Origin of the sequence: Pseudoalteromonas luteoviolacea CPMOR-1, assembly GCF_001625685.1 — a bacterium.
Lineage (GTDB): Bacteria > Pseudomonadota > Gammaproteobacteria > Enterobacterales > Alteromonadaceae > Pseudoalteromonas > Pseudoalteromonas luteoviolacea_K.
This window is the reverse complement of sequence record NZ_AUYC01000084.1, coordinates 138640-159257: the sequence shown is the minus strand read 5'-3', so window position 1 is coordinate 159257 and position 20618 is coordinate 138640. Positions and strand designations below refer to the sequence as shown.

General features: G+C 43.6%; 15 protein-coding genes and 1 pseudogene. 1 reads left to right on the top strand and 15 read right to left on the bottom strand.

Features of this window, described 5'->3' with window-relative positions; translation table 11 throughout:
- Window positions 1–4 precede the first annotated feature (4 nt).
- The 14 genes from ftsA to mraZ are packed head-to-tail and all read right to left on the bottom strand — an operon-like array spanning window position 5 to window position 15392.
- The gene (ftsA, locus tag N473_RS23840; RefSeq protein ID WP_039608215.1) at window positions 5–1237 is read right to left on the bottom strand and encodes a cell division protein FtsA; all 1233 of its coding nucleotides are present in this window, start codon (window positions 1235–1237) and stop codon (window positions 5–7) included.
- Entirely contained in the window at window positions 1234–2013 is a 780-nt protein-coding gene (locus N473_RS23835) for a cell division protein FtsQ/DivIB (protein ID WP_063370115.1), read from the bottom strand. The genes ftsA and N473_RS23835 overlap by 4 nt, the downstream gene beginning before the upstream one ends.
- A gap of 1 nt (window position 2014) precedes the next feature.
- Complete coding sequence (locus tag N473_RS23830) at window positions 2015–2923, bottom strand: D-alanine--D-alanine ligase (RefSeq protein ID WP_063370114.1); 909 nt, start codon at window positions 2921–2923, stop codon at window positions 2015–2017.
- A complete protein-coding gene (gene murC / locus N473_RS23825) occupies window positions 2920–4329 on the bottom strand; it encodes a UDP-N-acetylmuramate--L-alanine ligase (protein WP_063370113.1) in 1410 nt (469 codons plus the stop codon). The genes N473_RS23830 and murC overlap by 4 nt, the downstream gene beginning before the upstream one ends.
- A gap of 37 nt (window positions 4330–4366) precedes the next feature.
- Window positions 4367–5431 (bottom strand): undecaprenyldiphospho-muramoylpentapeptide beta-N-acetylglucosaminyltransferase, encoded by a 1065-nt coding sequence (murG, locus tag N473_RS23820; protein ID WP_063370112.1) that lies wholly within the window; start codon window positions 5429–5431, stop codon window positions 4367–4369.
- Window positions 5428–6603, bottom strand: a complete 1176-nt coding sequence (gene ftsW, locus N473_RS23815) for a cell division protein FtsW (protein WP_063370111.1) — start codon at window positions 6601–6603, stop codon at window positions 5428–5430. Before ftsW ends, murG begins: the two co-directional genes overlap by 4 nt.
- A complete protein-coding gene (gene murD, locus N473_RS23810; protein ID WP_063370110.1) occupies window positions 6604–7923 on the bottom strand; it encodes a UDP-N-acetylmuramoyl-L-alanine--D-glutamate ligase in 1320 nt (439 codons plus the stop codon). It abuts the gene before it with no gap.
- Window positions 7924–9006: a phospho-N-acetylmuramoyl-pentapeptide-transferase gene (gene mraY, locus N473_RS23805; RefSeq protein WP_063370109.1), complete on the bottom strand. Its 1083-nt coding sequence runs from the start codon at window positions 9004–9006 to the stop codon at window positions 7924–7926.
- Window positions 9006–10388, bottom strand: coding sequence for a UDP-N-acetylmuramoyl-tripeptide--D-alanyl-D-alanine ligase (locus tag N473_RS23800; protein WP_063370108.1), 1383 nt, complete (start codon window positions 10386–10388; stop codon window positions 9006–9008). Before N473_RS23800 ends, mraY begins: the two co-directional genes overlap by 1 nt.
- On the bottom strand, window positions 10385–11848 hold the full coding sequence (gene murE, locus N473_RS23795; protein ID WP_063370107.1) for a UDP-N-acetylmuramoyl-L-alanyl-D-glutamate--2,6-diaminopimelate ligase: 1464 nt from the start codon (window positions 11846–11848) through the stop codon (window positions 10385–10387). Before murE ends, N473_RS23800 begins: the two co-directional genes overlap by 4 nt.
- Window positions 11841–13655 (bottom strand): peptidoglycan D,D-transpeptidase FtsI family protein, encoded by a 1815-nt coding sequence (locus tag N473_RS23790; protein WP_063370106.1) that lies wholly within the window; start codon window positions 13653–13655, stop codon window positions 11841–11843. Before N473_RS23790 ends, murE begins: the two co-directional genes overlap by 8 nt.
- Window positions 13652–13975, bottom strand: a complete 324-nt coding sequence (ftsL, locus tag N473_RS23785) for a cell division protein FtsL (protein ID WP_039608204.1) — start codon at window positions 13973–13975, stop codon at window positions 13652–13654. The genes N473_RS23790 and ftsL overlap by 4 nt, the downstream gene beginning before the upstream one ends.
- Complete coding sequence (gene rsmH / locus N473_RS23780) at window positions 13976–14911, bottom strand: 16S rRNA (cytosine(1402)-N(4))-methyltransferase RsmH (RefSeq protein WP_063370105.1); 936 nt, start codon at window positions 14909–14911, stop codon at window positions 13976–13978.
- 22 nt (window positions 14912–14933) lie between these two features.
- Window positions 14934–15392: a division/cell wall cluster transcriptional repressor MraZ gene (gene mraZ, locus N473_RS23775; protein ID WP_063370104.1), complete on the bottom strand. Its 459-nt coding sequence runs from the start codon at window positions 15390–15392 to the stop codon at window positions 14934–14936.
- A gap of 440 nt (window positions 15393–15832) precedes the next feature.
- Between mraZ and N473_RS23770 the strand changes: the two genes are divergently transcribed.
- Window positions 15833–18835 carry an EAL domain-containing protein gene (locus N473_RS23770; protein WP_155735726.1) on the top strand — a complete coding sequence of 1001 codons (3003 nt, stop codon included), beginning with the start codon at window positions 15833–15835 and terminating at the stop codon, window positions 18833–18835.
- A 49-nt stretch (window positions 18836–18884) separates the two neighbouring features.
- Here N473_RS23770 and N473_RS23765 read toward each other — a convergent pair.
- Window positions 18885–20549 (bottom strand): annotated as a pseudogene (locus N473_RS23765) (alkaline phosphatase).
- Window positions 20550–20618: the final 69 nt, after the last annotated feature.

The following is a 20618-nucleotide window of genomic DNA, read 5'->3' as shown; positions in this document are numbered from 1 at the left end:
AGCTTTAAAACTCACCTTGGAACCATTTAGTTACTCGGCTCCACCAACCATCTTCGGCATCTACCTTCGCCTTTTGTGCATTTTTGGCTTGCAGCGTGCGGCCGTATTGTAACAAACCTACCGCTGTTGCATATGCCGGATCATCAACATAATCTGTTAATCCCGTGATCCCAACAGGTTTTCCTATCCTTACAGGCATTTGGAATATGTCTTCAGCGACTTCCAAAGCCCCTTTCATTTTGGCACTGCCACCTGTCATGACAACACCTGCCGCGATTTGATCTTCAAATCCTGAACGGCGAATCTCTTCTTGAACTAACTCAAACAGCTCTCTAAACCTTGGTTCAACCACTTCTGACAACGTATGACGTGACATAATACGTGAAGGTCGACCGCCCACACTTGGAACTTCGATGGTTTCCTCAACACTGGCCATTTGGCTGCTGGCAAATGCATATTGTACCTTCAAAGACTCAGCATGTGAGAGAGGTGTCCTAAATATTTTTGCGATGTCTCCTGTAACTTGATTACCAGCTACAGGGATCACAGCAGTATGGCGAAGTGCACCATTTACGTAAATAGCGATATCCATGGTACCCCCACCGATATCAACCACCGCTGCACCCAGCTCTTTTTCATCTTCTGTTAGCACAGAATAGCAAGACGCTAAGGCTGTAAAAGTAAGCTGATCAACTTCTAAACCACACCGCTCAACACATTTTTCTATGTTCTTAGCCATATCATTAGAACAGGTAATAATATGAGCTTTGGCTTCCATTCGAACACCGCTCATGCCTAGTGGGTTTTTTATCCCCTCTTGCATATCGATGCTGTACTCTTGTGGTAACGAATGGAGCATCTTTCTTTCGGCGGAAATCGGCACTGATCTGGCAATATGAATAACATTTGCAATATCATCGTCCGTTACTTCTGCGTTATTAATTGCAACCACACCGCTTTCATTCTGACATTGAATGTGTTTACCTGATATCCCCAAATACACTGAGCTAATTCTGCAGTCTGCCATTAGTTCAGCCTCATCAATCGCTCGTTTAATTGAGTCAGATACCAAGTTAAGATCGTTTACACCACCTTTATCCATACCGTGCGCAACTTGGTTACCAACGCCAACAATACTTAATTGATTATCAGATGTGATCTCACCGACGGTAGCCACTACTTTAGCAGTGCCGACATCCAGTCCTATCACTAAGTTTCTTTCTGCTGACTTGGTCATGCTTTACTCTTATCTTTTTTCTCTAGTACCTGGGGGTATCTCCAACTCACCGCCAGCCCTGTATCATAACGCAAATCGATCACATCCAGCAGTGCTCCGTCAGGTCTTTCTAACAACGGATACACATCAATGAACCTTTGCACTCTTTTGGCCTTTTCTTCTCTGCCTAAATTGAGCTTGATGCCATTTTTTAGCCACAGTTGCCAAGCAAACCGCTCGGATAAAGCAAGGCTTGTTAATTCAAATGAATTGACCGCTAACATTTCTTTTAGTTGCAAAAATGTTTCCCAAGCTTCTACCTCACTGCCTTCTGGCCCGTATAACTGAGGTAAAGTTGTAGATAGCCTATTACTGTCAGCTTGGAATATTGTACCATTTACATTTAACAGTGAATCACTATTCCAATATGCAACCGGTTTATGTTCTACCACATACACCTGAATTGTATCGGGCCACTGTTTACGTACCGATACACTGGCAACCCAAGGCAAATCTTTCACGGCCGCCTGCACGGCTTTTACATTCAGTTGAAAAAAACTGGATAGATCTGTTTTTTTTATCGCTTCAACTATTTCAGCTTCATCAGTATAAAGAGGATCCCCTAATACTGTTAAAGTCTTTATCTGTGCATCTCTATGCTCAACCAACCAATCACTGACCCAGTAAACACTTTGCACTAACATCAATAAAACGCCGAAAAAAAAGCTTACTCCCAACACGCTAGGCCAATTAAGGCCTTTGAGCATTGTAAACGCCTTTTTTATATGTGGGCGCATATTATAACGTTTGCTCCAAAATGCGAACGACTAACTGCTCGAAGTTAATGCCTTGAGATTTCGCAGCTTTTGGCACCAAAGATGTTTCGGTCATCCCAGGTACCGTATTTACTTCCAATAAATAAAATTGGCCATTGGCATCTTGCATCGCATCAACGCGGCCCCAACCAGTTGCCCCAACTAACTCAAATGCATGCAATGACATGACCTGAAGTTGCTCCGTATGAGCTGGGTTTAATTCTGCAGGGCAAATGTACTCAGTTGTATTTTCTTTATATTTAGCTTGGTAATCATAAAACCCACGCGGTGTGCGCATTTCAATCACAGGCAAAGCCTCGCCATTTAAAATACTGACGGTGAATTCACGACCTTCAATCCATTGCTCGACCAAAACTTGATTATCAAATTTAAAAGCCGCCGTTAATGCTTCAATCAATGAGCGCTCATCATGGGCTTTAGCCATACCAACGCTTGAACCTTCATGGCTTGGTTTAACTATCACTTCACCTAGCTCATTAATAATCGCTTTGGCATCATAGCCACTATGTTTATCAACAACAGCGTACTTGGCCGTGCTTAGCTTGGCTGATTCAAATAGGTGCTTACAACGAATTTTATCCATTGCCAAAGCACTACCTAGCACACCACTGCCGGTATATGGGATCCCCATAAATTCTAGTGCGCCTTGCACCGTGCCATCTTCGCCGCCTCTACCATGCAAAGCAATAAAAACACGTTTAACGTTCAGTGCGGTAAGTTCAGAAACACTGCGTTGTGCTGGATCAAATGCGATAACATCCACGCCCTGGTTTTTAAGTGCTTCAACAATAGCATTGCCAGAAGCTAATGAAACCTCACGCTCTGCCGAACTACCTCCAAGTAAAACAGCTACTTTACCAAATTTACTCATCGTTTCTCCGCTTTTAAACTTTGCTTTGATAATTCAGTTGCGGCAAGCTGCTTCACGATTTGACCAATATTACCTGCACCTTGAGTAATCACTAGATCTTTATCTTGGATCACGTCTCCTAATACGTTTTGTAACTCAGCATGCTCAGCAACATGAATCGGTTCTATGCCGCGTTGTCTAAGGCTTCGGCATAACGCTTTGCTGTCTGCACCAACAATCGGAGACTCACCAGCGGCATAGACATCTAGCAATATCAATTGATCAACCTCTGCCAGCACTTTAACAAACTCTTCATACAGATCTCTCGTACGCGTATATCGATGAGGCTGATACAACATGACCAATCGTTTCTCAGGCCAACCCGCACGTGCAGCTTGAATCGTTACCGCAACTTCAGATGGATGGTGTCCATAATCATCCACCAACATCACTTCACCTGAATCATTATTAAAAGTACCGTAATGTTGAAAACGACGCCCTATGCCAGCAAATTCTTGTAATGCAGCCTGTATGGCTGAACATTCAATATCATGATCTTTTGCAATGGCAATCGCTGCGGTTGCGTTTAGCGCATTGTGCTTACCTGGCATATTTAGCGTAATATCTATACTAGACCCTGATTTATGTAATACTGTGAAGCGGCAACTGCCAACGTCTTGCACATAATCAATCATGCGATAATCAGCATCTTCACTTTCGCCATACGTGATAGTTGGCCTTGCAAATCTAGGTAGTAGCTCTCGCACTACCGGAGAATCAATGCAAACAACCGCTAAACCATAAAATGGTAAATTGTGAATAAAGTCGATATACGTATCTTTTAACTTTTCAAAATCTCCGCCATAGGTATCCATATGATCAGCTTCAATATTTGTGATCACCGATGCCATCGGCTGCAAATGTAAAAAAGATGCATCACTTTCATCAGCCTCAGCAATTAAAACATCGCTACTGCCAACTTTTGCGTTACTACCTGCACTATTGAGTAAGCCGCCAATAATGAAAGTAGGATCAAGCTGCGCCTCCGCAAAAATGCTCGCTATAAGACTTGTGGTTGTCGTTTTCCCATGCGTGCCCGCAACCGCAATCCCATGCCTAAAGCGCATTAATTCGGCCAGCATTTCTGCGCGTCTCACCACGGGAATACGTGCTTGCTGAGCCGCCACAATTTCAGGGTTTGCAGTATCGATTGCACTAGAAACCACAACCACATCTGCATCGGTGACATTCGACGCATCATGACCAATAAAAATTTCTGCGCCCACTTTTAATAAGCGTTCTGTCATCGCATTTTGCGCAATATCGGACCCTGTGATCCGGTAACCTTCATACGCTAACACTTCTGCTATACCGCCCATACCCGCACCACCAATTCCAATAAAGTGGATGGTATTGATGCGTCTCATAGCCCGGCGATATTTATTCTCTTTCACAACTTTCTCTTCAACTTGTAACTTGTTTAATTATTTCGACCACGGTATTTGTAGAATCTAATTGCGCACATGCTTTAGCACGCTCTGCTTTTTGTTCAATTAAATGTGGTTCTTCAAAGTATGGCTTTAACAAAGTAACCATACTGTGCTCGTTTAATTCCGACTGCGGCATTAGTAGAGCCGCATTTTCATCTACTAGCGCACGCGCGTTTAACGTTTGATGATCATCCACCGCATGAGGTAATGGCACAAATATAGCCATTTTACCCGCGGCGGCGACCTCGCTCACCGTCAGTGCGCCTGCTCGGCAAATAATAATATCAGCCCATTCATAGGCTTGATCCATATTTTCGATAAACTCAGTGACTTTATATGCGAATGCACTGTGTTCATAGGAGCCTGTCACTAACGGGCCGTTGCCCTTACCACTTTGATGCCAAACTGACAATGACGCCTTTGCTGTTCCATAAAGTGAAGAAAACACGCTCGGCATTGCTTCATTCAGCGCCTTAGCACCGAGTGACCCACCAATCACTAAGCAATTTATTTGCTGGTCAATGTGTTTAGCTTTGATCTGTGACACAGACTCCCTAATTGGATTGCCAACCACATCATAGCTCTGACCTTTAAATGCCCCAGAAAAAGCACACAGCACGCGCGTAGCAAGCTTCGCCAGTAATTTATTGCTAAAACCAGCGACTGCATTTTGTTCGTGAATTATTAGTGGTACCCCCAGCATTTTAGCTGCGACCCCCACAGGCCCTGTGACATACCCACCCATCGTAAGTATGGCATCGGGCTTTTGATTTTTAATGATTTTTCTCGCTGCAAAAATCGCTTTAATAATCATAAAAGGGGCTTTAATTAAGCGTTTTAACCCGTTTCCTCGTAGCCCTTTCACTTTTATGTAGTCGATATCAAAACCATGTTTTGGCACAACCTGAGATTCCATTCTATCTTCAGTGCCAACCCAAGAAACTTCCCAACCGAGTTGTTTTAATTTTTCCGCCACCGCAATACCCGGGAAAATATGCCCTCCAGTACCGCCAGCTGCAACCAATAGCCGCCTTGTCATCGTTTACTGCCTCTCGATGTTGCTTGCCTTGTCGACATTTTGGTTTCAAAATCTATACGTTGTAGTAAACCTGCTGCAATGGTCATTACCAGTAAACTTGAGCCACCATAGGATACAAAAGGCAATGTTAAGCCCTTAGTCGGCAACATTCCTGCACTTGCCCCCACGTTAACCAAGGTTTGAAACGCAAACCAAATACCGATCCCTAATGCTAAATACCCTTCATACTCTTTTTGTGACTTAAGTGCTTGCTGACCTATTATCAAAGCGCGAAACACCAAAGTCCCCAACATTAACAACACACAAACAACGCCCATAAAACCAAGCTCTTCTGCTATGACAGCAAAAATAAAGTCATTGTGCGCTTCAGGGAGGTACTGAAGTTTTTGAACGCTATTTCCAAGCCCTTGCCCAAACCAGCCGCCTTGTCCATAGGCCATTAATGACTGCACCAGCTGATAGCCTTTACCAAAAGGATCTTTCCAAGGCTCTAAGAAACCCACGACCCTTGCCATTCGGTAAGGCTCGAAAATAATCAGCATTATCACCAAAAAAATGCCAGTGAGCATCAAAACAAAAAACTGCCACAGCTTAGCGCCAGCAAGAAATAGTAACCCTACGGTAGTGACAAAAATAACCACCACAGTGCCTAAGTCTGGTTGCATAAGGATTAAAAACGCATACACCGCAAACACGACAATCGGTTTTGCAAAGCCTTTAATATTTTCTTGTACCTCATCCCGTTTTCGAACTAAGTAACCGGCGATATAACTAATAAAAAAGAGTTTTGCGACTTCTGCGGCTTGAATACCCACCGGACCTACAGGGATCCACCGTTTTGCCCCATTAACTTCTCGTCCGACGATAAGCACTAAGATCAGCATTAATACACCGAGCAGCAGCAAATAAGGATTAAACCGCTTCCACCACATCATTGACACTGAAGTACTCAACCAAAATAGCACCATGCCCATGAATAAGAACATGCCATGACGCACGATAATATGGTAAGGATTATCAAAAAGGCGCTCCGCAACTGGCATCGATGCACTCGTCACCATCACAAACCCAACACCTATCAGGCATAACATTGCATAAAGCAAAGGTAAATCAAACAACGTATCCGCTTTTTTAGATTCGAAAATGCCTTTTAGGTTGATGGCCGCAATCATTTAAAGCTCCTCAACCCATTTGCAAAACTCATCACCACGGGCCATATAATTTGGATACATATCAATACTCGCACAAGCGGGTGCTAGTAATACAATATCGCCGCCCTGTGCCAGTTGGCTTGCTCCGAGTACCGCATCTTTTAGTGATGACACTAAGTTGCTCTGCGGATGCATCGCTGAAAATAGCGCCGCATCTTTACCAAAACAATAAATGGCTCGACAATGAGCGAGGATCGGTGCTTGCAATGGGGTGACATCGGCCCCTTTAGCATCACCACCCAAAATAAGAATGATCTTTTGAGCATCATTATGTAAGCTCTCAAGTGCGGTGACAGTCGCACCTACATTTGTTGCCTTTGAGTCATTAAAATACTTCACACCAGCTACCTCAGCTACCAGTTGACAGCGATGTGAGAGGCCGGTAAACGTTAAAAAAGCGGCCTTAAATGCATCAGGCTCAATCTTAAAAGAAGATAGCAATGCCATCACAGCTAACGCATTAAACTGATTGTGTTTACCAGATAAAGCTAAATGCTCAACACTCAAAACAGGTTGTCCATCCGCACAAAAATAATCGCCTTGTGATGTAGGTAATACACAGTAGTCAGCGCCCTCTAACCCCACACTCACCGCATGTGGATGTGTGTGATGCGTCCTTTCATCATGTATGTTGTAAACCAAGCAATCTGTTTGCTGATATATACGCTTTTTAGCCGCGCAATAAGCGTCAAAATCAGGGTACCTGTCCATATGATCTTCTGTAATGTTTAGGATCATAGAACTGGTACATTTCAGGCTCCGCGTCGTTTCGAGCTGAAAGCTAGATAACTCTAATATAATGACATCAAGATCTTGGTCGAGAAACTCTAATACTGAAGTGCCAATATTACCACCTAGGCCAACTTTCAACCCTGCGGCTTGACACACTGCATGTGCAAGGCTCACGACTGTTGATTTACCATTTGACCCTGTTACAGCAACTATCGGTGTGGTGTTCAGTCGGGCAAACAATTCGACGTCGCCAATGACCTCAATGCCGGATGTGATCGCCTCGGCAACATACCTATCATATAGCGGGATCCCTGGGCTAATCACAATAACATCGGCTTTGAGCAATGCGCCCTCCGCAAGTGGACCAAATACAGCCTCACACTCAGGCGCATTGTGCGCGAGCCAATCAGCACCAGGCGGCACAGAGCGGGTATCAACGACCTTAGGTAAAATTCCGTGCTGCAACAAAAACTGCACCGTGCCAAGGCCTGATATTCCCAGTCCTAGCACAGTGACTTCTTTTTGCTTCAGCGTATCTAAGTAACTCATTTATCTAATCTTCAACGTCGCTAAACCAGCTAAAACTAAGATGAACGAAATGATCCAAAAGCGCACAATAACACGCGGTTCTGGCCACCCTTTTAATTCATAGTGATGATGGATGGGTGCCATTCTAAAAATACGTTGACCACGTAATTTATATGAACCAACTTGTAAAATAACTGACAGCGCTTCCATAACAAATACGCCCCCCATGATCACTAACACTAATTCTTGCCTGACCAAAATGGCAATGATCCCAAGTGCACCACCTAGAGCAAGTGACCCGACATCTCCCATAAACACTTGAGCGGGGTATGTGTTAAACCATAAAAATCCAAGCCCAGCTCCCACAATGGCTGTACAAACAACAACAAGTTCACTCGCCAATGGTAAATGAGGAATATGGAGATAATTTGAGAAATTCACGTTACCTGTTAAATAAGCAATAATTGCCAATGCAGCCGCCACCAAAATAGTTGGTACGATGGCTAACCCATCTAATCCATCGGTTAAATTAACGGCGTTAGACGTCCCCACTATCACAAAGTAACTCATGACAAGATAGAACAGGCCGAGTTGGGGTAATACATCTTTAAAAAAAGGAACAACTAAAGAGGTTTCTTCTGGTGAGGTGGTAGTTGAATATAAAAATGCAGCAACAGAAATAGCAATTACCGACTGCCAAAAGTATTTCCATCTCGCGATCAGACCTTTGCTGTCTTTGCGTATCACTTTTCTATAGTCATCCACAAAGCCAACGATACCCAAAGAACCAATTACAAATAACGTTACCCATACATACTTGTTGCTTAAGTCACCCCACATCAATGAGCTTACAAAAATAGCACCTAAGATGAGTAGCCCACCCATGGTAGGCGTGCCAGATTTTGATAAATGAGACTCCGGGCCATCATCTCGCACAGTTTGACCAATTTGCATGCGCTGTAATGCACGAATCAGTTTAGGGCCAAAATACAGCGAGATCAGTAACGCAGTCAAAATGCCTAAGATTGCGCGCACCGTCAAATAGGAGAAGACATTAAAACCACTGTAGTATTGTGTTAAATATTCAGCTAACCAAACTAACATTATCGGTCCCCACTTTCTGAGTTTGAATGCGCTGAAATAAGATCAGCGACCAATAGCTCCATACGGGCACTGCGCGATCCTTTAACTAATAAAGTGCATTGCTCAGTTTCATTCTTAATAAATTGCGATAACGCCTCTAACATATGCTCGCGAGTAGAAAAGTGCCGATTTGGCTTGTCAAATATCTCACTGGCATTACGACTTAGCACACCAAGTGTGAACACAGCATCAATGCCTTGTTGTTTAGCAAATTCACCGACTTCAGTATGATAAGCGCGAGCATCCTCTCCTAACTCAGCCATATCACCTAACGCCAGTACTCTTGTCCCTGGCATGTCTTTTAACAGCTCAATTGCGGCCTTTACCGAGCGCACATTGGCGTTATATGTATCATCCACAACGCGTAATGTCTTTGATACATCAATTACATTAACGCGTCCTTTCACAACTGGCATGTCTTTTAGCGCGAGTGCAATCTCCGAGAGGGTTGATCCAAGAGGCAAAGTCAATGAGGCCGCGATGACCGCATTCATGACGTTGTGCTTACCTGGCAACGCCAACTTCACCTGATGTGATGTCTGCTCTGTGCATAAATTAAATGCAGCACAACCAAATTCGTCTAACTGAATATCTTCGGCCCACACATCCAACTTATCTTGCATTGAAAAGCGCTTGACTGATTGCCCTGCCAAACTGGCTTCCCACATAGGCGCAAACTCACTGTCGCTATTTACGATTGCAACGCCACCCGCTTTTAACCCGCCGAAGATTTCGCCTTTTGCTTGACCAATGCCTTCAATAGAACCAAACCCTTCCAAATGAGACGGTGCTACATTACATACAACAGCGACATCCGGCATGGTCAAACCGCTTGTATAAGCAATTTCACCAATGTGGTTTGCACCCAGTTCAATCACTGCATATTCATCATCTTCAGATAATCGTAATAAAGTTAATGGCACACCAATGTCATTATTAAAATTACCTTTGGTCGCAAGAACTTTTCCGCGTTTAGACAAAATTGCCGCCGTCATCTCTTTAACCGTGGTTTTACCTACACTGCCTGTGATTGCTACAGTCTTAGGTGCAACCTGTTCCATCACAGCTTGCCCCAGCTGACCTAATGCTACTCGTGTATCAGTAACAACAAACTGAACAATATCAACATCCACGGGCTCTGAGACAATCGCTGCAATTGCCCCTTTTTGTTTTGCTTCAATAACAAATTTATGACCATCGAAATTAGCCCCTTTCAGAGCTAAAAAAACCTCATTATTTGTTATTGTTCTTGTATCTGTATTGATGTTGGCAACAGCCAAATTCTGCCCACTAAAAGGGGCCTCAAGCACTTCTGCAAGCCAAGAGAAATCCATCTTGATCATGCACTTTCCCCCTGTAAAATTGATTTCACCAAGCTTCTATCACAAAAACTCAGTGTTTGATTTCCTATAATTTGATAGTTTTCATGGCCTTTACCTGCAATTAATACCACGCTGTCTTTGTCAGCATGTTCAATCGCAAATCGAATAGCCAGCTCCCTATCAGGTTGCGACACAGCATACTGAGGCTCACTGAGCCCAGCCTTAATATCAGCGATTATTGTGTCTGGATCTTCACTTCGAGGGTTATCACTGGTAATCACCACTGTGTCGGCAAATTGTTCTGCCGCTTGGGCCATCAAAGGTCTTTTGCCTTTATCGCGATCACCACCACACCCAAATACACAACTCACTTTGCCCGGCACATGTTGTTGCAGCGCTTTCAGTGCAAGCGCTAACGCCTCAGGTGTATGTGCATAGTCAACGATGCAGGTAGGAAAGTTAGCGGCTCTAAATGCTTGCATGCGACCATCAACTGGCACTAACTTAGTTGCAGCCGCCTGCAGTTGTTCTAATTTATAACCCTGTACCAACAGCGCCGCGATAGCTGCTGCTAAGTTATATACATTAAACAGCCCATACAAATTTGTGGTGATCTCTACATCTCCCCAAGTAGTATCAAGCTTTAGAGAAATACCATTTTGGTCGCATACCACATCGTGAAAAAAAACATAGTGTTGATAATTATGCCTGTCTGGTTTTTCACCATATACAACACACGCTCCTTGAGCTAATTCATCTAGCCATTGTCGCCCATACTTATCATCAATATTCAGCACTTTATATCGTGCAGAACTGTCCGTAAAAAGGCGCTTTTTCGCCTGAGCATAACTGTTCATATCGCCGTGATAATCTAGATGATCACGGCTTAAGTTGGTAAATACCGCAACATTAAAGTCAACCTGTGCGGTTCTGCCCTGCACAATACCATGCGACGACACCTCCATTGCGACTTGATTAAAATCAGCCTGTAACTCACTGAAAATTTGCTGCAACAATACCGCCGATGGCGTGGTGTTATTCAACGGTGTTAACTCGTCAGGCGCCCCATAACCAAGCGTACCAATCACAGCGCTTGGCGAACCACAGTGGGTAGCCAAGCTGGCTATCATCGCTGTAGTTGTCGACTTACCATTAGTACCAGTTACACCCACAACAGCCATCTCTGCACTCGGGTTATGATAAAACAGTGCAGCAATACTGGGTAAGTTACTTTTCAAGTCAGCGATACGAATTATGGGTACTTCAAGGGACCCTACTGTGGCTTTTTCATCAACTAAGACACAAACGGCACCTTGTTTAACTGCCATTGAGATAAATTCAGTGCCATCTAACTGATGCCCTGAAATAGCGATAAAACAATCACCCTCAGTGACTTCTCGACTATCTAAACGCAATGCATTTATAAATATTTGGGGACTCACTACTCCAAAATTTTTGAGTACTTCAGCTAAGTCACGCATCGTCATTTTTTCCTGAAATATAGGCTACTCGTTCTTTATCCGGTGCAACATTGAGCATACGTAATGAATTGGACACGATTTCAGCAAATACTGGCCCTGCAGTTTGACCACCATAATAAACATCACCGCCTGGCTCATTCACCATAACCACAACAGCCAGACGCGGGTCGCTCGCCGGAGCTACTCCAGCAAAATAACCAACATATTCATCACCATAACCGCCAGCGATGGCTTTTTCTGAGGTTCCTGTCTTGCCAGCTGCACGGTAGCCATCCACTTTAACCATGGATGCAGTCCCCCCCTTTTCAAAGATAGACTCCATCATGGCAATCACCGCTTTGGTGTCTTCCTCTTTGAAAATACGCTCACCTGGTTGTGGCTCATCTTGCTTTAAAATCGTCAAAGGCCGAGAAATACCACCGGCCCCAATTGTTGCATACAACCTCGCTATTTGAGCTGTACTGGCAGATACTGCATAACCGTAAGATAGAGTGGCTATTTCAAAATCTGACCACCTTCGATTAGGGTAAAATAAGCCTGAGCTTTCACCAATCATCATGGTTCCAGTATCTTCACCAAACCCCGCTTTTTGGTATATACCAACAAAATCATCTTTGGGGAGCCTTTGGCTGATTTTAGCAACCCCCATATTGCTCGACACCTTAAGTATTTCACGTAATGACATCTCACCATGATTACGGGTATCTTTCACTAAACTGCCGCCTAAACGCATCCAACCTGGAAAGGTATCGATGATTTCATCAGCTGTGATCACACCGTACTCCAAGCCCGCAAGGATGGCTAAGGGTTTTAGGGTAGAGCCGGGCTCAAACAAGTCAGTAATAGCACGGTTTCTGCGCTTGTAAGGTGCTGCAGTGCTCATGTCGTTAGGGTTAAAGCTAGGACTATTCACCATCGCGAGTATCTCACCTGTGTGCACATCGACCACCATGGCAGAACCAGAGGTGGCTTGATAAGTCAGTACGGCTGATTTTAATGCGACATAGGCTATCGTCTGAATACGATGATCAATACTCAAGTGAATGTCTTCTGGCTCAACACGCTCCTCTTCTGAAAGCACTTGAACTTCACGACCTTGTGCATCTTTTCGTATTGTTCTTAGCCCTTCAGTACCCGTTAATGCAGAATCAAAGCGTTTTTCTATTCCCTCAATCCCAACACCATCAATGTTTGTGACACCAAGTACATGAGCGGCAATCTCTCCACTTGGGTAGAAACGTTTTGACTCATCAAGTAGGTGGATCCCAGGCAACCGCATTTGGCGAATATACTTAGCGACCGCAGGCGTCACTTGGCGTTTTAAATATACAAATCTGCGCTTTGCATTACCGCGTAATTTTCCGTTCACTTGTTCTGCAGGTAATTGAAGCACATCTGATAATTCTCGCCACCGGGCCTGAGTTTGATATAACTGCTGAGTACGCGATTTGAGTTCAGCTTCATTTTCAGCAAGCGCGACATGATCCTCACGGTTTTTCCTCGCTTGTCTCAACACCCTTTTTTTCAACGCTTTTTCTAATGCATAAGGGTCCGCATAGACACTCACCACCGGAACACTCACAGCAAGCTCTTTACCATTGCGGTCATAAATCATGCCACGTTGAACATGCAAGGTTTCTTTCCTAACGGTGCGTTTTGCATTTTCCTCGCGCGCTTTATCAGGCTCTATCACTTGTAAATAAGCAGCTCTGGCTATCAATGCCAAAAACACAGACACCAACATGACGCACACCAATATAAAGCGCCATGCAATCAAGTTTTGAGAAGGCTTATTTTTATTTTTCATGGCAACTCAATAACCTGCTCTTCTTTACTGGTAGGGCGCAACATTTTTAATTGCGTTTTCGCGATTTCTTCAATTCTTGCATGCTGCGAGTAAAACTCCTCTTCTACGAGTAAATAGCGCCATTCCAGATCGAGCTCATCTCGCTGCTGAAGTAATTTATCCTGCAAAATCAACTGCTGCCTAGTAGAGTGTGTGATTTGTACTACGACTAATGCTGATATAAACACACTCACCAGTAACAAAAACGTCAGCTTGTTTGCCAAAAGTACTTGGCAAATTTCTAAAAATAACTGAGGTTTACGTTGCGCAGGTTTAGCCATTTAGAGTTTCTCAGCAATACGTAACACTGAACTTCTTGCTCTGGGGTTACTGTTGATTTCAGCTTGGCTGGGCTTAATCGCTTTACCAATCGCTTTTAACGTCAAGTTTTTGTTGATCTGATCATCGGTTAACGGCAAACCTCTAGGAATGGCCTCCCCCTTGCTTTGCTTTTTAATAAATTGCTTCACGATCCGGTCTTCAAGTGAATGGAATGAGATCACAACAAGACGGCCACCTGGCTTTAACACCTCCAATGAAGCCGACAGCGCGGTTTGGATTTCTTCCAGCTCACTATTAATATAAATACGGATGGCTTGGAATGTGCGTGTTGCAGGGTGTTTATGCTTATCTTTAACAGGCACCGCCTCGTCAATTAAGTCCGCCAACTGCTTAGTGGTCGTAATGTCCGTTTCAGCCCGTGTTTCAATAATCTTATGCGCAATTCGTCGCGCAAATTTCTCTTCACCGTATTTCTTGATCACATACACCATGTCTTCCAATTCAGCTTCAGCTAACCACTGGGCGGCACTGCGTCCTGCGTCCGGATTCATACGCATATCCAAAGGGCCATCTTTCATAAAGCTAAACCCGCGATCTGCATCGTCTAGCTGTGGAGAAGACACGCCAATATCCAACAAAATACCATCTACTTGCCCGGTTAAACCGGCCTCATCAGCAACTTGAGCAATGTTTGAAAAACGATTATGTGCTATCGAAAAGCGTTGATCTTGAGCAAACTTCTGCGCCGCTTGGATAGCTTGAGGATCTTGATCTATTGCTTGCAAACGCCCAGACTCTCCCAAACGCTTCAGAATTTGACCCGAGTGACCGCCGCGACCAAAAGTACCGTCAATGTAAGTGCCACTGGGCTTAATATCTAGTGCATCGAGCGTCTCATTCATCAACACCGATATATGTTCTAATTCTGAACTCATAATTGTGAGCTATACCTATACTCTATAAAGAAAAACCATCAAGATCTGAGCTGTCTTCAACGTCGCCGCTGCGCTCAATCTCTGTATCGAGCCGCATTTGTTCGTTCCAACGCGCCTCATCCCAGATCTCAAACTTATTTAATAGGCCTACAAGCATTACTTTCTTGCCTAGGTTGGCATAACTGCGTAACGCAGGTGCCAATAAAATACGACCGTTTTTATCTAATTGATATTCAGTCGCGTGCCCCAGTAGCATTCTTTGCCACCGTCTAACACGTGGATTTGTATTTGATAGTTTTTGTAAACGCGCTTCAATATCTTGCCATTCAGACAGTGGATACACCCAAAGACAAGGTTCATTAATCGCAATGGTACAAATAACCGTGCCCATTTCTTCAGACAATAAGGTGTCGCGATACTTTGTCGGTATCGAAAATCGCCCTTTATCATCGAGGCTAATTAAGTTCGCACCACGAAACATCTAGCCACAGCCTTATAAGCTAAGAAATGTACATTTTGATCCAATTTGATCCACTTTAACCCACATTCTACCACAATTGACAAGTCTAGGGCTTGACAAGCCATTTTGTCAAGCTAAGAGGGCCTTTATAAACAAGCAAAAAACCAGAAAAAATGAGGCTTTCAAAGAAGTTTATGATTCATGTGGTAAAAAGTGGAGATGCATCAAAATAATGCGCAGATTAATATTAAATTTACGAAAAGCAATTATCTCAAGAATGAAAAATACTTCTCTATGCAATACGCTAAAAAAGCTATAAACCAATCAAAGATAAGATGAAAAATAGATATGTAATACTTAGGTTTGGCGATTTACACAGTCGCGGTTATCATATACATGTATTTACAAATTGAGACGTGACTATTCTTTATTCATCAATAAAACAACGTTTTTTTAGACTAATGCTGGTGCTATCTATTCCCGGGTTTTTAGCGGTATTTGCACTTTTAGTTGCACAGCGTCTGGATATTTTGCATAGCAAAGAACAAGATGCGTTGTTTTTCGCCAACCAAATTGCAACTTTGCAACGAGTGGATATTACGGATACGCAATACCTACTGCAAAGCCTAGCAAAAAATCCTGCGTTATTGGATACGCAGCAACAAGGCTGTCCGCAGCTACTAGAACATGCATTATTGATAAATCAAGAGTTTGCAAACTTCGGGTTGGCAACCCCAGATGGTCATGTGTTTTGCTCTTTACAGCCGCTCAAAGCCCCAATCAGCATTGCAGATCGCGCTTATTTTCTACAAGCCATTACTACAGGCGCGTTTAGTATTGGCGAATACCAACAAGATCGCAGTGTCTACACTGAAACCTTGAACTTCGCTCAACCTGTCTATCAAAACAACCAATTAGAGATGGTCATCTTTGCGGTGCGAAGGCTCACCAATTGGAGCGAGTCCCTGTCTCACTTACCGCTACCTATCGGTACGCGTGTGATGGTCGCAGATAACTATGCACAAATTGTTGCTGAATACCCCTACTCTAACAAACCACTGGGCCGCGCGGTAAGCGATGATTGGCCTGCCGACTTACAATTGCACGCAATACAAACCATAGAAGATGAAAATGGATTTCATCATGTCTATTTCAGACTGCCCCTGCAAGCACCGCAGTCAGAGCTCAACATTTATTTTGACTTTCCTTTTGAAGACGTCTTACATGAAGTTAACACGCAGTTTTTGCTGGTGACTGTACTGTTTTTATTGACGATTCTCATGCTGAGTTGGTTTGGACGCATTCAATTAAACCGCTCCCTATTAATCCCTTTGAATAATTTCAGTAACGCCATTGGCGCGCTGGCAAATGGTAAAGCACAAAAATTAGAACAAAAAGATATGCCAGCAGAGCTTGGTAAGCTTGCGGTACATTTTGACCAAATGGCAGCCGTACGACTTGATGCTGAAACCATTGCATATAATAAACATGCTGAGCTGAACACGCTGATCCAAGCACTCCCTGACAACTATCTGCGATTAAGCAAAAGCGCACAGATATTAGATAGTCATGGCGAGAGAGTCAGTAATAAAAAAACCATCCAAGAGGTTTTTCCAAACCACATTAATATTCGCATTAAAGCCGCACTGGCGATGCTGCCCAACCAACCCAGTACTTATTTTGAATATGTGCATAAAGAAAATGGATACCAGAAAGTCTTTGAGATACGAATAAAACGAATTGAGCATAATGGCGAAGCCATCTTGATAATGCGTGATATAAGTCAAAAGAAGCAGCAAGAGGAAGCACTTAATCTAGCGGCGATGACTTATAACAACAGCAGTGAATGTATGGTGATCACAGATGCACAGGGATATATTCTCGATACCAACCCCGCTTTTACACAAGTCACAGGCTATGAACAACATGAAGTTGTTGGCAAAACGACCTCGCTACTCAGCTCAGGCCGTCATGATGCGAGTTTTTATGAGCAACTTTGGCAATCGCTTGTCACCACGGGAAAATGGCAAGGTGAGATCATCAACAAACGTAAAAACGGTGAGCTGTATACGGAATGGCTCACCATAGATACCGTCTACGACGAACATGATGAACCCTATCGTCGAGTCGGTATTTTTGCTGACATTACTGATAAAAAGCAAAAGGATGAACAATTATGGCGTCAAAGCCACTTTGATGAGCTGACTGATCTGCCAAATCGCACCAGCCTAAAAAAGCAACTTAATACACTTTTTGGTTTGCCGGAACATAACTTTGCCGTCTTACTGCTCGATATTGATCACTTTAAAGATATCAACGACACATTAGGCCACTATTACGGTGATTTACTGCTACAAGACATCGCAAAGCGGCTCAAGAAGCTGACTGAATCATCGGCGCGATTAACTCGAATTGGTGGCGATGAATTTGTGCTAATATACGATCGTTGCGCCGATCAACATTGTGCTTCAGAGTTCGCAGAAAATATTTTGGAGGCACTTAAAGCCCCATTCAAATTGGATAATGAAACCTGCTATATCGCTGCAAGTATAGGGATCGCCCTAGCACCTAAAGATGGTGAAAACACCGAGCAGCTATTAAAAGCAGCGGATCAAGCCATGTACAAAGCCAAGCAAATAGGTCGAAATGGCTTTGCACTATTCAGCGCCGAGCTCAGAGAGCAAGCAGAGCAACGGATCCTGTTACTCAAAGATATGCGCCAAGCTCTGACACAAAACCAATTCGAAATGTATTTTCAACCTATTGTCTCGATGCACACTCAGCAAATTACAAAAGCAGAAGCACTTATCCGTTGGCAACATCCAGACAAAGGTATGATAAGTCCAGCTGAGTTTATTCCTCTTGCAGAAGAGACCCAGTTGATCCATCAACTCGGTGAATTTGCATTTGATCAGGCAGTTCAGGTATTACAACTAACGAGAACACTCAACAAGTACATACAACTGAGCATTAATGTTTCGCCGATCCAATTCAGCGCAAAACATACCACATTGTTAGCATGGCAACAGCAACTCGCCAAACACCAACTGACACCCGATATGCTGGTGCTAGAAATAACGGAGGGATTAATGATGCAAGGCGAAGGACGTAGCCAAAAACGTTTAACAAAACTGATCCAACAAGGCTTTGCTATTGCTTTAGATGACTTTGGTACAGGCTATTCTTCTCTTGCCTACCTCAAACAAATGGATACAGAGTTTATTAAGATAGATAAGCGCTTTGTCGACGGTATTGAACACAATCAAGATGATCTGGTGTTGTGTGAAACCATGATTTTAATGGCACATCAACTTGGGCTTAAGGTCATCGCCGAGGGCATTGAAACGGAAACTCAGCATGAATTATTAAAACAAGCAGGCTGTGATTTTGGCCAAGGTTATTTTTATAGTAAGCCACTGCCCAAATCTGCCTTTATTGATTTCCTTACGACCCATAGACATTAGCCAAAAAAGCCATCATTTTAGATGGCTTTGGACGTTTGGATTGAGTAAGCTATTCGTTGACACCCAGTGCCGCCATCATCTTATTGGCAATATCTACATGGTGTTGCAGTGTTGAAAACTGTTGAGTAACACCCGCTGGTCCAAATGCGTATACTGGCACTGGTGCAGCGGTGTGTGTTCCGGTTCCCCACACAACGTTTTGGTGCTTGGCAAGCACTCGGCCAATTTTGCCAGTAAAGTCATCTTTTCCATATACATAAAAGTCTGAAAAATCTGAAAAAGCAGGGTAAGGTCTGTTTTCACTATCGACGCCTTTCGTCTCGAGCATAATCGCAGTCTCTTCAATGCTGACCTCATACGCGGTGTTATTCTTGATAGCTTCTTGCCACTGATGATCCGTACTATTGCTAAAGTCATTATTAACATTTACATCAGCCATGACGTTAAAGAACGTGCCGGTCTGATTGTACAGCTTGTCCAATTGCTCAAGCGGACCAAAGTTAAACTTTGGCTTATAAGTATGCTCACCCATACCATCACCAGGTAAATGTACCCCTGTTTCAGGCTTATTATGCGTCGTCTAACTGAAGCCAAAACTGCCTGTTTCATGATCCGCAGTAACAACCACCAGCGTATCACTTCTCTCTTTGGCCCACGCATAGACAGCTTCAACGGCCTCATCAAATTTCAGTAATTCATTGAGCATCCAGCCTGCATCATTGGCATGACCAGCCCAATCTATTTGCCCGCCTTCAATCATTAAAAAGAAACCATCTTCATCTTGAGAAAGAACATCGAGCGCTTTAACTGTCATCTCTTTTAATGAAGGCTGTGTGCATGCATTCTCAGCCAGGCATTTTTTATATGCAATCGCATCTGCCATACCTGAATTTGCAAACAGACCTAGTAGCTTCTCACCCTCAGTAGCGGCCAATTGCGACTTATCAAATGCCAAATGATACCCATACTGCTCTTTTGCCTGAACAACCAGATTATCTTCATCATCTCGTTTGGAATTTGAATACATGTCAGCAGGCATGCCCAATTCAGCAAGCTGCGCTTTGGCGTCTTCATTTTTATGCACATCTTTAGGCAAGAATGCACGTGCACCGCCCGAGAGCATAACATCGACATTACCCGACCAAATAAGCTCTGTCGCTATGTCATTTTCTAAAGAGCGATGTGGTTAGTGTGCCGCAAATGCAGCGGGCGTTGCATGAGTGATACGCGTATCAGATACCAAACCTGTCGCCTTTCCCATTGCTTTGGCTTTTTCTAAAATCGTCGCAATTTTATTACCTTCGGTATCTAAGCCTATCATTTCAGAGCCAGCCGCAATGCCTGTTGCCAACTGCGTTGCAGAACAAGCTGAGTCAGTCACCAAACTACCTGAGGAGCCATGGGGTGCATTTAAAGACAAACCTAAATGACCGTGATTGGCCAATTTGGATAATGCAGTTTCATTGTTTTTGCTGTTATAAACAGAGTTAGGTGCACGCTGGGCATATTCTTCTAACAAACCAACTTGCTGCGGCCCCATACCATCACCAATCATTAGAATCACATTTTTAACAGCAGTAACCGGTGCTGGGCTGACTTCAACCTCTTTAATCACCTCGACTTCTTTAATGACTTCGATGGTGTTTGTATTATCGTCATTACAACCTGAAAGCAAAGCAATAGACACTGCGAGCGCAGCAAATTTTATTTTCATTAGAGTGTTCCTAAAACATAATCAATTGTGAGCAGGCGCAGTCTACGGATTGAAAATGACTTTTTTCAT

Coding starts and splice junctions, on each gene's coding strand:
- mraZ (WP_063370104.1), bottom strand. CDS start 15,392: ATGTTTCGTGGTGCGAACTTAATTAGCCTCGATGATAAAGGGCGATTT.
- mraY (WP_063370109.1), bottom strand. CDS start 9,006: ATGTTAGTTTGGTTAGCTGAATATTTAACACAATACTACAGTGGTTTT.
- N473_RS23830 (WP_063370114.1), bottom strand. CDS start 2,923: ATGAGTAAATTTGGTAAAGTAGCTGTTTTACTTGGAGGTAGTTCGGCA.
- murC (WP_063370113.1), bottom strand. CDS start 4,329: ATGAGACGCATCAATACCATCCACTTTATTGGAATTGGTGGTGCGGGT.
- ftsW (WP_063370111.1), bottom strand. CDS start 6,603: ATGATTGCGGCCATCAACCTAAAAGGCATTTTCGAATCTAAAAAAGCG.
- murD (WP_063370110.1), bottom strand. CDS start 7,923: ATGAGTTACTTAGATACGCTGAAGCAAAAAGAAGTCACTGTGCTAGGA.
- N473_RS23800 (WP_063370108.1), bottom strand. CDS start 10,388: ATGATCAAGATGGATTTCTCTTGGCTTGCAGAAGTGCTTGAGGCCCCT.
- ftsA (WP_039608215.1), bottom strand. CDS start 1,237: ATGACCAAGTCAGCAGAAAGAAACTTAGTGATAGGACTGGATGTCGGC.
- N473_RS23790 (WP_063370106.1), bottom strand. CDS start 13,655: ATGAAAAATAAAAATAAGCCTTCTCAAAACTTGATTGCATGGCGCTTT.
- murE (WP_063370107.1), bottom strand. CDS start 11,848: ATGCGTGACTTAGCTGAAGTACTCAAAAATTTTGGAGTAGTGAGTCCC.
- ftsL (WP_039608204.1), bottom strand. CDS start 13,975: ATGGCTAAACCTGCGCAACGTAAACCTCAGTTATTTTTAGAAATTTGC.
- rsmH (WP_063370105.1), bottom strand. CDS start 14,911: ATGAGTTCAGAATTAGAACATATATCGGTGTTGATGAATGAGACGCTC.
- murG (WP_063370112.1), bottom strand. CDS start 5,431: ATGACAAGGCGGCTATTGGTTGCAGCTGGCGGTACTGGAGGGCATATT.
- N473_RS23835 (WP_063370115.1), bottom strand. CDS start 2,013: ATGCGCCCACATATAAAAAAGGCGTTTACAATGCTCAAAGGCCTTAAT.
- N473_RS23770 (WP_155735726.1), top strand. CDS start 15,833: ATGCTGGTGCTATCTATTCCCGGGTTTTTAGCGGTATTTGCACTTTTA.